The organism is Microvirga sp. CF3016, from assembly GCF_036314085.1.
Classification (GTDB): Bacteria; Pseudomonadota; Alphaproteobacteria; order Rhizobiales; family Beijerinckiaceae; genus Microvirga.
Map to the genome: position 1 here is coordinate 298,432 of NZ_JAYGGM010000002.1, position 13,711 is coordinate 312,142.

General features: G+C 64.6%; 13 protein-coding genes and 1 riboswitch. Of the genes, 3 read left to right on the forward strand and 10 right to left on the reverse strand.

Annotated elements, in window-relative coordinates:
• Nucleotides 1–15: 15 nt before the first annotated feature.
• From pepT to minD, 10 genes are all read right to left on the reverse strand, one after another.
• Nucleotides 16–1,251, reverse strand: a complete 1,236-nt coding sequence (pepT, locus tag VB672_RS03770) for a peptidase T (protein ID WP_329782832.1) — start codon at nt 1,249–1,251, stop codon at nt 16–18.
• Nucleotides 1,252–1,401: 150 nt separating this feature from the next.
• A complete protein-coding gene (locus tag VB672_RS03775) occupies nt 1,402–3,741 on the reverse strand; it encodes a calcium-binding protein (protein ID WP_329782833.1) in 2,340 nt (779 codons plus the stop codon).
• A gap of 144 nt (nt 3,742–3,885) precedes the next feature.
• Nucleotides 3,886–4,626, reverse strand: coding sequence for an energy-coupling factor transporter transmembrane component T family protein (locus VB672_RS03780; protein ID WP_329782834.1), 741 nt, complete (start codon nt 4,624–4,626; stop codon nt 3,886–3,888).
• Nucleotides 4,620–6,320: an ABC transporter ATP-binding protein gene (locus tag VB672_RS03785; protein ID WP_329782835.1), complete on the reverse strand. Its 1,701-nt coding sequence runs from the start codon at nt 6,318–6,320 to the stop codon at nt 4,620–4,622. Before VB672_RS03785 ends, VB672_RS03780 begins: the two co-directional genes overlap by 7 nt.
• Nucleotides 6,292–6,876 carry an ECF transporter S component gene (locus VB672_RS03790; protein ID WP_329782836.1) on the reverse strand — a complete coding sequence of 195 codons (585 nt, stop codon included), beginning with the start codon at nt 6,874–6,876 and terminating at the stop codon, nt 6,292–6,294. The genes VB672_RS03785 and VB672_RS03790 overlap by 29 nt, the downstream gene beginning before the upstream one ends.
• Nucleotides 6,877–6,916: 40 nt before the next feature.
• Complete coding sequence (locus VB672_RS03795) at nt 6,917–7,525, reverse strand: YkoF family thiamine/hydroxymethylpyrimidine-binding protein (RefSeq protein WP_329782837.1); 609 nt, start codon at nt 7,523–7,525, stop codon at nt 6,917–6,919.
• A riboswitch (TPP riboswitch) is annotated at nt 7,516–7,627 on the reverse strand. It overlaps the preceding gene by 10 nt.
• Nucleotides 7,628–7,697: 70 nt before the next feature.
• The gene (locus VB672_RS03800) at nt 7,698–8,429 is read right to left on the reverse strand and encodes a helix-hairpin-helix domain-containing protein (RefSeq protein WP_329782838.1); all 732 of its coding nucleotides are present in this window, start codon (nt 8,427–8,429) and stop codon (nt 7,698–7,700) included.
• A 188-nt stretch (nt 8,430–8,617) separates the two neighbouring features.
• Nucleotides 8,618–9,553, reverse strand: coding sequence for a DUF5996 family protein (locus VB672_RS03805; protein ID WP_329782839.1), 936 nt, complete (start codon nt 9,551–9,553; stop codon nt 8,618–8,620).
• Between the two features lie 163 nt (nt 9,554–9,716).
• The gene (minE, locus tag VB672_RS03810) at nt 9,717–9,995 is read right to left on the reverse strand and encodes a cell division topological specificity factor MinE (protein WP_329782840.1); all 279 of its coding nucleotides are present in this window, start codon (nt 9,993–9,995) and stop codon (nt 9,717–9,719) included.
• Nucleotides 9,992–10,801 (reverse strand): septum site-determining protein MinD, encoded by an 810-nt coding sequence (gene minD, locus VB672_RS03815; protein WP_329782841.1) that lies wholly within the window; start codon nt 10,799–10,801, stop codon nt 9,992–9,994. The genes minE and minD overlap by 4 nt, the downstream gene beginning before the upstream one ends.
• 350 nt (nt 10,802–11,151) lie before the next feature.
• On the opposite strand from minD, the gene VB672_RS03820 reads away from it, so the two are divergent.
• From VB672_RS03820 to VB672_RS03830, 3 genes are read left to right on the forward strand one after another with little or no spacing between them, the layout of a single operon-like run.
• Entirely contained in the window at nt 11,152–12,126 is a 975-nt protein-coding gene (locus tag VB672_RS03820; protein ID WP_329782842.1) for an aliphatic sulfonate ABC transporter substrate-binding protein, read from the forward strand.
• On the forward strand, nt 12,126–12,932 hold the full coding sequence (locus VB672_RS03825; RefSeq protein WP_329782843.1) for an ABC transporter ATP-binding protein: 807 nt from the start codon (nt 12,126–12,128) through the stop codon (nt 12,930–12,932). Before VB672_RS03820 ends, VB672_RS03825 begins: the two co-directional genes overlap by 1 nt.
• Complete coding sequence (locus tag VB672_RS03830; protein ID WP_329782844.1) at nt 12,929–13,702, forward strand: ABC transporter permease; 774 nt, start codon at nt 12,929–12,931, stop codon at nt 13,700–13,702. The genes VB672_RS03825 and VB672_RS03830 overlap by 4 nt, the downstream gene beginning before the upstream one ends.
• Nucleotides 13,703–13,711: the final 9 nt, after the last annotated feature.

The following is a 13,711-nucleotide window of genomic DNA, read 5'->3' on the forward strand; positions in this document are numbered from 1 at the left end:
GGGCAGGAACGTGCCTTACGCGCGCTCTTCCCAGAGTTTGGCGAGTTCGACGATGGTCGTCACTGCCTTTTCCATGTCCTGGCTGCTGACGAATTCCAGCGGGGAATGGAAGGCATGGCCGCCGGCGAAGATGTTGGGGCACGGCAGCCCCATGAAGGAAAGCCGCGAGCCGTCCGTGCCGCCGCGGATGCTGCCGCGCACCGGATCCATGCCGGCCCGCCGGATCGCCTCCACGGCGTACTCGACGATCTCCGGGTTCTTGTCGAGCACGACCTTCATGTTGCGGTACTGCTCCTTGACCGTGAAGGTGTAGCTGGAGCCCGGATAGGCCTGCATCACGTCCCTGGTGATGTTTTCCAGCAGCGCCTCCTTGGTCTTGAGGCCTTCCTCCGTGAAGTCGCGGATGATGAAGCTCAAATTCGCCTTCTCCATCACGCCGGTGACGCCGGTCGGATGGATGAAGCCGTCGCGGCCCTTGGTGGTTTCCGGCGCCATGTCCTTGGGCAGACGCGCGATGATGTCGCCAGCGATCCGAATGGCGTTTTCCATCTTGCCGTAGGCGAAGCCCGGATGGATCGCCACGCCCTTGACGGCGATCTCCACCGCATCGGCGGAAAAGGTCTCGTCCTCGATGGTGCCCGCCGTCTCGCCGTCCAGCGTGTAGCCGAAATCGGCGCCGAGCTTTTTCAGATCCACCTTGTCGACTCCGCGGCCGATCTCCTCGTCGGTGGTGAAGAGGATGCGAATCGTGCCGTGCCGGATGTCCGGGTTGTTGATCAGGAATTCGGCCGCCGCCATGATCTCGGCGATGCCGGCCTTGTCATCGGCGCCCAGAAGCGTCGTGCCGTCCGAGGTGACGATGTCGTGGCCGATCAGATCCTTCAGGACCGGGTGGTCGGAGACCCGGATGACCTGGTTCGGGTCGCCCGGCAGCCGGATGTCGCCGCCCTGGTAGTTCCTGACGATCTGCGGCTTGACGTTGGTGCCGGAGAAATCCGGCGCCGTATCCATATGGGCGCAGAAGCAGATGACCGGCACGTTGTTCTTGCTCGTCGTCGCCGGAATGGTCGCATAGACGTAGCCGTGGTCGTCGAGATGCGCGTCGGAGATCCCGATCTCATGGAGCTCCTCGACCAGCAGGCGGCCGAGATTCTTCTGCTTCTCGGTGGACGGCTGGCTCTGAGACGTGGCGTCGGACTGAGTGTCGATGACGACGTAACGAAGGAAACGGTCGGTGACGCTGGCGGCCATGGCTCATGATCCGGATTGCGAGGAGATGAAACGGAGTTGTAGCGGGCCGAGAGCGCCTCGTGAATGGGCGGCGCCGCGAATTCTACTTCGAGAGCCTGCTTTTCCCTATGATCCCGATGGCAACCTCCCCTGGATCGGCCTCGCCGTGCCTCACGCCATCCAGTCGAAGTTCTCGGGCGAGATCAGTTCCGGCGAGCTGTTCTCCAGTACGAGGACGGTCGAGAAGCCCGCCGCGAGTTTTGCCTGGAGCAGCACGTCGCCGTCGCTCTCCGTCAGGCGCAGAAGGCCGGCCGCGAAGGGATCGCCGCCCTCCCCATAGCCTGGCAGGCGCGGTGTGATGATTGAGATATCGATCACGTCGCCTCCCGCTCCCGCCTCGAAGTCCAGGACGCGATCGGCCACCATAGCCCGTGTCGGCGTGAAGGAGAGGATGTAGCGATCCGCTCCTGCGCCCCCGACGATCGTGTCGATGCCGGGCTGCATCGAGGCATCCGTGTAACTGCCGGGAAAGTTGTCGGATACCGACGAAATCGTGTCGTTCCCGGAACCGGCGTCGATCCGGTTCGAACCCCAGCTGTCGAAGAGCAGATCGTCGCCGGTCCCGCCGACCAGGATGTCGTCGGACTGGCCGCCGTCGACGTAGTCGTTGCCCGCTCCGGCATAGATGGTGTCGTTGCCGGAGCCGCCCCACACGTACTCGTCGTTGGCCCCGAGAGCATGATGGCCCTCGACCTCCATGATGAGATCGTCGCCCCATCCGCCGTCCAAGATGTCGTTGCCGTTGTCGCCTTGCAGCCGGTCGTTCCCGTCTCCGCCGTAGAGAGTGTCGTTACCGGCGCCGCCGCTGGCGCGATCCTCGCCGATGCCGCCATAGACGGTATCGGCCCCTGCCCCGCCCTCCAGACAGTCGTTGCCCGCACCGCCTTCGACCCGATCGTCCCCATTGTGACCGCGGACGATGTCGTCACCGTCGAGACCTTCGAGGAGTTCAGGGTACATGGTTCCGTCGAGAATGTCCGCATGCGCCGTTCCCTTGACGGCTCCGAATGTTCCACTCGGATCGTAAGGCGGCACGACGTTGTCCGGTGTGAGATCGCCGACGCGGATGTTCTCCAGGGTGAGGATAGGCTGCAGTTGCGCCTCCGCGCCAAAATAGGGGCGGATCAGCGCCTTGACGATCGTGTCCGCGCCGGACTGTTCCAGGACAAGATGTCCGGTCAGGAACGGATTGGTGCCTCCAACATAGTCTGGAAGGCCCGCAAGCAAGCCCGAAACATCAAGGATGTCGCCTCCGGCGCCCGTTGCGAAATCGGTGATCACATCGGCAGGGGAATTGGGCGAATAGCCGATCAGATAGGTGTCGCGGCCCTGGCCGCCCGTGAGGCGATCGACTGCCTCGTCCGGGTAGAATTCGTGGCCGGTCCAGTCGGATTGGCTCGACACATAGTGAAAGACGTCGTCGCCCGCGCCACCGTTGATGGTGTTCGAACCGCCTCGCCATTCGTAGAACGTGTCGTTGCCGTCGCCGCCGTCGATCATGTCGGCGCCGCCCGGCTTGGGTGCCGGGGACCAGTGGTCGCCGCCCCAGAACAATGGGTCGCCGTGAATCGCATCGTCGCCTGCGCCGCCCAGGATGGTGTCGGCGCCAAGACCGCCGAAAAGAGTGTCGTTGCCGTCGCCGCCGCTGATCCAGTCCTCGCCGTCGCTGCCCTGGATGCTGTCGTGTCCGCCAAGACCGGAGAGGATATCGCGGTCCAGCGAGCCTGCCAGCGTATCGTTCCCGTCGGTACCGATCGTGCTCGATCCCTGACCGAGCGGATGGTAGGCAGGATTGAAGTTGTATGCGCTCAACTGCTCCGGCGCGACATTCTCCAGCCACAGGACGGTGCCGTATCCTGGTCCCTTGCCGATCCACTCGAGATTGACCTGCACGAGAGTGTGGCTCCCGGAGGCCACGACACGGACGAGACCGCTCGTGAACGGGTGGACAGGGTCCAGGAGCCAGGGATACTCGGTATCGTTGCGCGGATCGACTCCCTCGATCGCGGAAGCGAGGTCGAGGATGTCGCCGCCATAGCCGACTTCGAAATCCCTGATGATGCTCGGGCTAGTCACCGCTTCGGCGAAATCGTACAGGCGATAGCGATCGGCACCCTCGCCGCCGGAGATAATGTTTTGACCCTGCAGGTCGATCTGATCGGACCCGCCGCCGCCTTGGATCGTGTTGCTTCCTGCACCTGGCGACAGGATGTCGTCACCGTCCCCGCCCACGAGGATGTCATCCCCGTGACCCCCGTCGAGCCAGTCACCGCCTGCGCCTCCGTCGAGGCCGTCGTCGCCGGCGCCGGCTTCGATCCAGTCGCCACCTTCGCGGCCGATCAGCCAATCGTCCCCATCACTGCCCGTCAGCCGGTCGGCGCCGCCACCACCGAGCACGATATCCGAGCCGAGACTGCTGAGAGATGAAGTTGTGATCGGTTGCGCGTTCATCATTGCACCGTTGTCAGACGTGAGGAAACCGCCGCTGGACCGACAATAGCAAATGATGAGCGCTGCTTATAATGTTCTGATTCAGTTCGAAAATCGAACGACTTGCTGCCCGATATTGATCCTTCTGTTCGCCAGAACAGCTGCTCAGATGTCGCCAAGCGTCGCGAGCCCACACAGGCCCAACACGGTGATCGACACAGCGACGAACACCGCATCGCGCCCGTGAAACTCCGGCGCGTTCATGATAGTGCGAGGAGCATCGGGACTGAGCCCCCTGGCTTCCATGGCGATCGCCGTGCGGCCGGCGCGGCGAATGGCGAAGGCGAGCAGCGGGATGACGAGACTCATAAGCTCGAAGGGGCTCGGGATCCGCCGCAGGCGGCCGCCGGATTTCATGGCGCGGGCCAGGCGCATCTGCTGCGCCTCACCGGCCAGATCGGGCACGAGCTGCATGGCGGCGAACAGGGAATAGCCGATGCGCGGCGGCAGTCTCGCGTGCTGCATGAGGGCGCGTACGAACAGGCCGGGGTCGGTGGTGAGCGCAAAGAACACGGAGATCATCCCGCAGGCGAGCGCGCGCAGGAACAGGGTGGTGCCTGCCGAGAATTCGGACGACGAGAAAAGAGATTCTCCTGCCATGCGGACGGCGAAGTCGCTCTCCTGGCGAAACAGCAGGCTCGTGGTGAGAAAGCCGAAGCCGAACAGGCCGAACGGCACCATCAGCGCAAGCAGGACCAGCGGCGAGGTCCGCTGGAGGACGACGAGCGCGAGCGCCGGCATCAGAATGGCCGCGAGCTGGAATCGTGGATCGAAGACCAGCACGGCGGCGATGAGCCAGATGCAGCAGACGGCAAGCTTCGCAAGCGGGTTGAGGGACGTCAGCATGCGGCGGCTGTCTCCAACCGGAGGGCAGCGGCCTTGAGCCAGCGCGCCGCCGGAGCCGAGGCAGGCTCCGTGAGCCCAGAACGCGCAAGAAGAGCGGCATCGCTCATCAGCTCCTGCGTGGGGCCATCCGCCAGAACGCCTCCCTCCCCGATCACGATAGATCGCGGGCAGAGCTTCAAGGCGAGATCCATGTCGTGGGTGATCAGTGCGATGGTCCGACCTCTCTCGCGCAATGCGACGATTTCCTGCGTGAGCAGGGCCGCGCCATGGGCATCCAGCCCGGCCATGGGCTCGTCGAGCACGAGCAGCGGCCAGCGATCGGACAATGTAAGCGAAGCCAGTGCGAGCTTGCGCTTCTGGCCCTGCGACAGTTCGAACGGATGGTTCCGTGCCAAGCTCGCCAAACCCCAGGATTCGAGCGCGGCATCTGCATGCACGGCCTTCTGCCCTGCACTCATGCGCGTCGGTAGCGCGGTGAGCAGCTCCTCGCGTACCGTGCCGGCGGTGAACTGGTTCTCGGGGCGCTGGAAGGCATAGCCACCGGGCGGGCCTTCGCGCTTGCCGGACCTCAGCGGCAGGAGGCCGGCGAGGCATAGGCCCAGCGTGGACTTGCCGGCACCGTTCCTGCCCAGAACGCCGAGGATCTCGCCCTCGTGAATGGCGAGATCGACGCCGCGCAGCACGGTCGGGCCGAGGAACGGCGCGCAATCAGCTCGCGTCAGCCCTACGAGCACAGACGTATCGCGCACCGTAACGGATGGTTTGGCGGAGGCGATGAAGGCCTCGACGGCGGGACGTGCCCTGTCGAGACATTCCGGAGATGTGTTGTCGGGGTCGAGATGCGCGAGCGCCTCCTCGACCGACAACGGCGCCACATGTGCCGCGATCCCGACCTGGGCGAGTTCCGCATCGAGCGCGCTTGCGGCAGGACACCAGATGCCATGGGATTGCAGCAGCGCCCGCTCCTTGCGGAAGATCGTGCGCGGATCGCCTTCGGCAATGACGGTGCCGTCGCAGCCCAGCACGACCATGCGGTGGATGGACTCGATCAGTCCATCGAGCCTGTGATCGACGATGAGGGTGGTGTGTCCGCCCTCGCGGCTCGTGAGCAGCGTATGCAGGCGTCGCGCAGCTTCGGGGGCCAGATGCGCGGTCGGCTCGTCGGCAACGAAGAGTGGCGCGTCCTGCACCAGAGTCGCCGCCAAAGCGACGAGTTGGCGTTCGCCGCCCGAGAGCTGCGCCGAGCGGCGGTGGCGCCATTCCTCCGGCACACCCACCTTCCGCATCACCTCCGCGATCGCCTGTGCGATGCGCTCCGGCGGCAGCGCCCGGTTCTCAAGCGCGAAGGCTATCTCGTCCTCCACGCGCATGCCGCAGAGCGTCTGGTCCGCGTCCTGGAAATACTGCGCCACGTGACGCGCCCAGCCCCACGGCTTCTGCGCGCCGACATCCTGGCCGAACAGGCGGATCTCCCCCTTCACATCTGCCGGGATGCTGTCGGGGATGAGGCCCGTCAGCGTCAGCAGCAGCGTGGACTTGCCGGAGCCCGACGGGCCGAGGAGGAGAACCCGCTCGCCTGGCCGGACCTGGAGATCGACAGGCCCGACCGCAGGACGCTTCGCGAAGGGATAGAGGACCTCGACCCCGCTCCACTCCGCGGCAGGATCAGGCGGCAGCGGAGCGCTTTTCGACATCGATCGCAAGTCCCGTGAGCGCGCCCGTCCTGTAGAGCGCCTGCACGATGACGTGGGCGAGCCATCCACCGAGCAGCGCGCCGCTCATGGAGCGCAGCACGAACATGGCGATGAGCAGCGTCGGCTGCAGCGCGCCGTAATCGAACCGGATCCAGGTGTAGATATAGGAGAAGATCGCAGCGCCGACGCCCGCCGCCATGAGCACCGGCAGCGAGTAGTTGCGCCAGCGCGTGGCAGCGAAGACCGCTTCCGCGCCCGCGCCCTGGACGATGCCGCTGACCACGAGCAGCAAGCCGGCGGGGCTTCCCAGAAGCACCTGCACGGCGGCCGCCAGCACCTCGGCCGCAAAGGCGGCGCCGGGCTTGCGGATGATGGCGGCCGCCACCATCGAAGCGACGAACCAGAAGCCCATGAACACATCCATCGTCAGGGGGCCAAAGGCCGCCTGCGCGACCAGCCACACCTGCACCCAGCCGAGATAGAGCACGGCGAACACGGCACCGATCACGGTGACGATGAGCGTTTCCCTCAATGTCCAGCCACGGGTCACGGACATGACGAACTCCTTGTTGCGAGAGGGGAGACTTCCAGAAGAATTACGCTTTGCTCGGACTGTTCGCCGAGACCTTGAGATCGAGCGCCACATGGCCCTCCGGTGCGCCGAAGCGCAGGAAAGCTTCGCTCAAGGTGGCGAAGACCGGGCCCGCATCGCCGCGCAGCTTGGTGCAGAAATTCTTCGAGCGATCGAAGACGCCGGATGCCTTCAGGAAATCGATGCAGCCGTAGATCTCGTCCATGTGATGCCCGCTGCCCAACGGATAGAGCGAGAACTGCGCGGCCACGATCTGGCCGGTTTGAGGCGCTGCGTCCACGTGCCGGACGGCGGCTGCGATGCGCTCTGCGAGCGGCCGATCATGGCTCGTGCCGGCAAGCGGCGTGCAGATCGGATCATCGGGCTCGCCTGGGCAACCGCGCGAGACGGTTGCGGCCAGCACGCAATGCACGCCGCGCCGCGATGCGGCGAGGAACAGATCGCGCATGGCCGGAAAAAGCTGCTCCGGCGGACCGACGATCAGCGTCGAGATGTCGTCGGTCTCGATCCTGAAGTTGGGGCGATAAGGATCAAGCGCCCCAATGGCGCCGAGGATGACGTCCACGAAGTCGTCGGTCATCGGGTAGAGGGAAATCTGTGCGCCGGAAAACATCGTCACCTCGCTCCGCTGGCATTACCCAGATCAGCTTGAGGGTCCAGCGGCTTTGCGCCGCCATCTCAGCCCCGGCAATACGGAGCACCCCTGTCAGATGCGCTCTGCTTAGCACCTTTGGTCACAGCCTGGCAAGCGGGTCACGCACTCGCCGGAGGCAAGGTCGGGAATCCTACTGCACGGTGACCTGATCCTTGATCCGCTCGAAGGCGGTGCGGCGCACCACCCGCTTCGTCACGAGATCCTCCACCGACTTGTACGGGCGGCCCCTGACGATGGCGCGTCCGAGCGAGCTGGCACCCTTCAGTCTGTTCAGCTGCTCGATGGTGCCCTTGTTGAGATCGACGAGTGTCGGTTCAGGATCGCCGGCAGGAACGAAGGAATCCGCTCGGCTCGCCTGCTGCTTCACGGTGCCCGTCACGTTCATATCGGCAGGCGCCTCGGGCAGAGGCTTGGCGGGCTTGCCGGCGGACGATTGCTGCACGACGGCCTCGAACTGCTTCAGGACCGCCAGGGACTGATCGCGGGAGGCCCCGATGGAAGCGGGATCGATGCCGGGCTCGACGGCGGATAGCTCCAATTCATCCTCGTCCGGTTCCGGCGCAGGAGCGGCGGGCCGCCTCACGGGCAGGGCCGTCGGCGCGGAGGGATCGGCATCGGCGACCTGAACGGGATCGGCGCGATCAGGCGGGGTTGCGGCTCTCGGCTCCACCGTAATCGTCTGCGGCGGAGCGACGGTCACCATGCCTTCTTCCGTAGCCGGTCCGCCTCCCTGGGCCCGCCACAGGGCCAGCCAGCCGGCACTCATGAGACCGACCACCAGAAGAATGCGCATGGCCTGAAGGGCCGCGTTGTCGCGCGGTTCGCGCGGCGCCTGGGTTCGGGACAACTCGCCAACCTGCATGGGATCCTCGCACATTCGCTTGTCGACGGAGCCTAGCTCTGGCTTTAGGGCTAGACAGGGTATGTGGCGCCGGCGTGGCAATCGACGCAGGCAATGCGGCTTCAACGGCAATTTCGGATAGTCCCGTATCTCTTCCGAGAACCCGTGGAGAGAACCGGCAACATCATCACCTTTCGAAAGACATGCCTCTAAACTGCCCGTACCTGCGCGGGCGCGCCGATGGTGCATTCGAGCGCGGCACGATCCCATCGGCCCGCATCCGCGGCGGCATTGTAGGTCGTGATGAGGAAGTCGAGCAGCATGGCGTCGGGATCCGCCGATTGGCGCACAGCGTCGTAGGGCAGGATGAACTCGCCGAGAGCCGTGTCGAAGGAAGCGACGGATGTCACTTTGGCTTCGCGAAAGCCTGGCGGCTCCGGATAGGCGTAGGAATAGAAGGCCGGATGCGGGAAGGCGTCGCTGCCGGGCCAGAAGCCCGCACTCGAAACCTCATGCGAATAGGCCTCCCGGGTGACCGGATCCGGCAGCCCGGGCACGCCGCCGGGATGCAGCGGCGCGGGCCGCCCGGAAAAGCGCGTCACCGCAAGATCGAAGCTGCCCCAGAAGAAATGCACCGGCGAGACCTTGCCCAAAAATCCGCTGCGGAACAGCTTGAACACCCGATCCACCTGTACGAGTACTCGCCAGAAGCGGTGTGCCGCATCGCGGTCGTAAGAGGCATGGATCCGATCCTCGGAGAAGCGGATGGGATCCGCCACCTCGCTCGGCATCTCGTTGATGACAACCTCGATGCCGATGTCGCTCAGGATCGTCAGAAGCCGCGAGTAGAAATCCGCAACGCTCTGCGGCTGCAGCGGCAATTGCCGCTCCTCCCCGCGGCTCGTGCGCACGAGCAGCAGATGGGCAATAAAGTCGAACTCGATTTCCAGGATCTCGTCGCCGACGGGCATGGGCGACGTACCCAATCCCCGCGCGGTGACATAGAGCGGCACCTGCCAGCCGTGATTGAGCCAGGGCGAGAGCGACAGCCGGATCTTGCCGACGATCTGTGTCCAGAGCTGCAGGGTCGCCGCCGTATCCCGCCAAGCGGGATACGGCAGTTCGGGCCAGGATGCGTTACCCATCGAGCACTCCCGTGCGAACGGAGATGAAGCGAAGGTAGCGCGGCGCTCGAAGCGGGCAACCGGGCCTCCGCCGCGTGGCGGAACACAGACATGCCCGTCGGCGCGAAGTGCAGTTGGAGCGGCCCGTCTTCCTTCCGAACGGCGCCGCTCCAGAAGACACCGATCACGCCGCCGGACGCAGGCCGGCCGCGATGGCTGTCGGGATCTCGATATCGACCTCGAGGGTCGACACGGAGGCGCCACGATCCATCTTGATCTGAACGTTGTCCTGCGGCACGGCCATATGCTTGGCGATCACGGCCATGATCTCCTCCCGCAGGATCGCCACGAGATCGGACTCGGCCCCGCCCACAATGGTGCGCTCATGGGCGAGCAAGACCTGGAGCCGCTCGCGGGCAACCGGCGCGGATGTGTTGCGCTTGAAGAAACTGAACAGGCTCATGCGGCCCTCCGTGAGAAGAGTTTGCTGAACAGGCCGCGCTGCTTTTGCACCTCGACGATCGTCTCGCCCTGGAGCTTGCGCACGGCATCGAGATAAGCGCGGGCCGGCGCGGAATTCGGGCTGCCGAGCGTCACCGGTGCGCCGAGGTTCGACGAGCGCAGCACTTCCGTGCTTTCCGGGATGATCGCGAGCAGCGGAATTGAGAGGATCTCCAGCACGTCCTCGACCTTGAGGATCTCGCCGCGCTGCGCACGGGCGTTGTCGTAGCGCGTGAGCAGGAGATGCTTCTCCACCTGCTCGCCCTTTTCCGCCTTCTCGGTCTTGGAATCGAGCATGCCGATGATGCGGTCGGAATCGCGGATGGAGGAAACCTCCGGGTTCGTCACGACGACGGCGACATCCGCATGGCGCATGGCGAGCGTCGCGCCGCGCTCGATGCCGGCCGGGCTGTCGCAGATGATCCAGTCGAACTTTTCGCGCAGGCCGTTGATGACGCGCTCGACGCCCTCCTCGGTGAGATTGTCCTTGTCGCGCGTCTGCGAGGCGGGCAGCAGGGACAGGGTCTCGACGCGCTTGTCGCGGATCAGCGCCTGCTCGAGCTTCGCATCGCCTTTGATGACGTTGATCAGATCGAACACGACCCGGCGCTCGGCGCCCATGATCAGATCGAGATTGCGCAGGCCCACGTCGAAGTCGATCACGGCGACCTTCTGGCCGCTCTGCGCCAGCGCCGCGCCGAGCGCTGCCGTCGACGTCGTCTTTCCGACACCGCCCTTGCCCGATGTCACGACAAGTACTTTCGCCATCCTTGGTTCTCCTCACCCTACAATGCTGCTCCTGCGACGGCATCACCATCAGGTTCCCCGGAGGACCGCAGAACATGGTCGGAGGAGGCGGATCAGGCTGTCGCGGATTTCTTACGCTACGTAATGCCTATTATTCGGCGCCCGTTATGGTTACCGACCGGTTAAGATTTCATGCTGAAACCAAGTTTTTTGTTGAAAAACCAACGATTTCCGCCGAGTCAGACAAGCTTAAGGAATTATGTCCTCTCCTCGGACATAAAGCAGAGCTTGCCGACACTCAGCGGCGGCGTCCCATTGACCTTGTGCATGGGCCTCCTAGCCTTGAATCGATGTCACTGGAGAACACCCCGATGCGGCACGGATGGCGGCTTCTTCTCTTGTCGGCGTTTTTGACGGCCATGGCGCATGCCCAGGCCTTCGCCCAGCAGAGCGCGACGGTTCGTGTCGGGCACTTCCCCAACATCACCCATGTGCAGGCCCTCGTGGCCCGGGCCCTCGAGCGGCAGGGACGCAGTTGGTTCGGGGAGAGGCTCGGCCCTGGGGTGAAGATCGAATGGTACACCTATAATGCCGGCCCGAGCGCCATGGAGGCGATCTTCGCCAACTCGCTTGATTTGACCTATGTCGGCCCCAACCCGGCGCTCAACGCCTATGCCCGCTCTCGGGGTGCCGAGGTCCGGGTCATCGGCGGCGCCGTGAACGGCGGCTCCGCCCTTGTCGTCCAGGGGGATTCCACCCTGACCAAGCCGGCCGACTTCAGGGGCAAGCGCATCGCCACGCCGCAATTCGGCAACACGCAGGATGTGGCGGCGCGAGCTTGGCTCGTCGCCGGCGGATTGCGTATCACCCAGACCGGCGGAGATGCCTTTGTCGTGCCTACCAGCAATCCGGATCAACTCTCCCTCTTCCAGGGCAAGCAGCTCGATGGCGTCTGGACGGTCGAGCCCTGGGTGTCGCGGCTGGAATCCGAGGCCGGCGGCAAGGTGCTGGTGGAGGAAAAGGACGCCATCACGACAATCCTTGTGTCGAGCGCCGGCTTCCTGTCCAAGAACCGCGATCTCGCCAAGCGCTTCGTGACCGCCCATCGTGAGCTCACCGATTGGATCCAGAAGAATCCGGACGAGGCGCAGCGCTTGGCTCGCGAGGAGCTGCAGGCATCGTTCCGTCTCGACATGTCGCCGGAACTCGTTGCGCGCGCCTGGAACCGCATGGTGATCACGCCCGATACCACGCGCGAGGCGTTCCAGGCCTTCTTGACCAGTGCTCAGCAGGTCGGCTTCCTGCGCGATACGCCCGACCTGTCCCGCCTGATCGAGGCGCCTTGATGGAGCTGTCCCATGCCGATTCCATCACGGCCGCGCCCGCCAAGCTCATCGTGGAGAACGTCTCCAAACGCTTCACGTCATCGCGCGCTGCCGTGCAGGCGCTGGACAACGTGTCCCTCACGGTCGCGGGCGGCGAATTCGTCTGCCTGATCGGCCCAAGCGGATGCGGCAAGTCCACTCTCCTGGACATCATGGCGGGGCTGACCATGCCGGATTCCGGAAGGGTGCTCGCCGACGGCAGGCTCGTGGAGGGTCCCGGCCGACAACGTCTCGTCATGTTCCAGGAATCCGCGCTGTTTCCCTGGCTCGACGCCTTCGGGAACGTGATGTTCGGGCTCAAACTCCGGCCGGATCTGACCAATGCCGAGCGCAGGGACATCGCCGATCATTTTCTCAAACTCGTCGGCCTCGAGAAGTTCAAACGCTCGCATGTGCATGAGCTCTCGGGAGGCATGAAGCAGCGCGTTGCGCTGGCCCGTGCGCTTGCGCCCGATCCGCAGGTGTTGCTCATGGACGAGCCTTTCGCCGCTCTGGATGCCCTCACCCGCGATCAGCTCTACGACGACATCCAGCGCATCTGGATGGAAAGCCGCAAGACCATCATCTTCGTCACGCACAACGTGCGCGAAGCCGTCTGTCTGGGAAACCGCGTCGTTCTCATGTCGCCGTCGCCGGGCCGTATCGCGAAAATCTTCGGGATCGATCTGCCGCATCCACGCGACATCAACAGCCGGGATCTCGCCGGCTATACATCCACCATCGCGGCTGCCCTCAAAGGCACGCTGAAGGGGGCGGTCTCCGAATGAAGCGTCTGGCCGTCGCCCTCCTCTTCTTTGCCGCGCTGATCGGTCTGTGGGAGCTCGCCGTGCGCAGCGGACGCTGGTCCATCGTGCTCCTCCCCTCGCCCGTTTTCGTGGCCGAATACATCTGGGGCGCACTTCTCGACGGTACGCTCGCCGAATCGACCTGGGTGACGCTCAAGCGCCTTCTGATCGGCTATGCCGCGGGCGTCATCATCGGCCTGCCGCTCGGCCTGCTGACCAGCACAACGCAGGTTCTCGAAGACACGATCGGGTCTCTCGCCCTTGGGTTTCAAACCCTGCCGAGCGTCTGCTGGGTGCCGCTCGCGCTCGTCTGGTTCGGCCAGACGGAAGGCGCGATGCTGTTCGTCGTGATCATGGGCACGGTCTGGTCCGTCATCATCGCGACCGATCACGGCGCGCGCAACATTCCCCCCATCTATGCCCGCGCGGCCCGCACCATGGGCTCGGAGGGCCTCCATAAATGGACGCGGGTCATCCTCCCGGCCTCGCTTCCCTTTCTCGTCAGCGGCATGAAGCAGGGATGGGCCTTCGCCTGGCGCTCTCTGATGGCGGCAGAGATCTATGTGACGATCCTCACCGGCTTCGGCCTGGGCCACCTTCTGCACTACGGACGCGAACTGAACGCCATGGAGCAGGTGATCGGCATCATGATCGTGATCGTGGTGATCGGGCTTCTCGTCGATCGCCTCTTGTTCTCGCCCTGGGAGCGTTTCCTGCATCGGCGCTGGGGTACGAATGTCAAGGAGGCATAGCAGGGCTGC

Coding starts and splice junctions, on each gene's coding strand:
- pepT (WP_329782832.1), bottom strand. CDS start 1,251: ATGGCCGCCAGCGTCACCGACCGTTTCCTTCGTTACGTCGTCATCGAC.
- VB672_RS03775 (WP_329782833.1), bottom strand. CDS start 3,741: ATGAACGCGCAACCGATCACAACTTCATCTCTCAGCAGTCTCGGCTCG.
- VB672_RS03780 (WP_329782834.1), bottom strand. CDS start 4,626: ATGCTGACGTCCCTCAACCCGCTTGCGAAGCTTGCCGTCTGCTGCATC.
- VB672_RS03785 (WP_329782835.1), bottom strand. CDS start 6,320: ATGTCGAAAAGCGCTCCGCTGCCGCCTGATCCTGCCGCGGAGTGGAGC.
- VB672_RS03790 (WP_329782836.1), bottom strand. CDS start 6,876: ATGTCCGTGACCCGTGGCTGGACATTGAGGGAAACGCTCATCGTCACC.
- VB672_RS03795 (WP_329782837.1), bottom strand. CDS start 7,525: ATGTTTTCCGGCGCACAGATTTCCCTCTACCCGATGACCGACGACTTC.
- VB672_RS03800 (WP_329782838.1), bottom strand. CDS start 8,429: ATGCAGGTTGGCGAGTTGTCCCGAACCCAGGCGCCGCGCGAACCGCGC.
- VB672_RS03805 (WP_329782839.1), bottom strand. CDS start 9,553: ATGGGTAACGCATCCTGGCCCGAACTGCCGTATCCCGCTTGGCGGGAT.
- minE (WP_329782840.1), bottom strand. CDS start 9,995: ATGAGCCTGTTCAGTTTCTTCAAGCGCAACACATCCGCGCCGGTTGCC.
- minD (WP_329782841.1), bottom strand. CDS start 10,801: ATGGCGAAAGTACTTGTCGTGACATCGGGCAAGGGCGGTGTCGGAAAG.
- VB672_RS03820 (WP_329782842.1), top strand. CDS start 11,152: ATGCGGCACGGATGGCGGCTTCTTCTCTTGTCGGCGTTTTTGACGGCC.
- VB672_RS03825 (WP_329782843.1), top strand. CDS start 12,126: ATGGAGCTGTCCCATGCCGATTCCATCACGGCCGCGCCCGCCAAGCTC.
- VB672_RS03830 (WP_329782844.1), top strand. CDS start 12,929: ATGAAGCGTCTGGCCGTCGCCCTCCTCTTCTTTGCCGCGCTGATCGGT.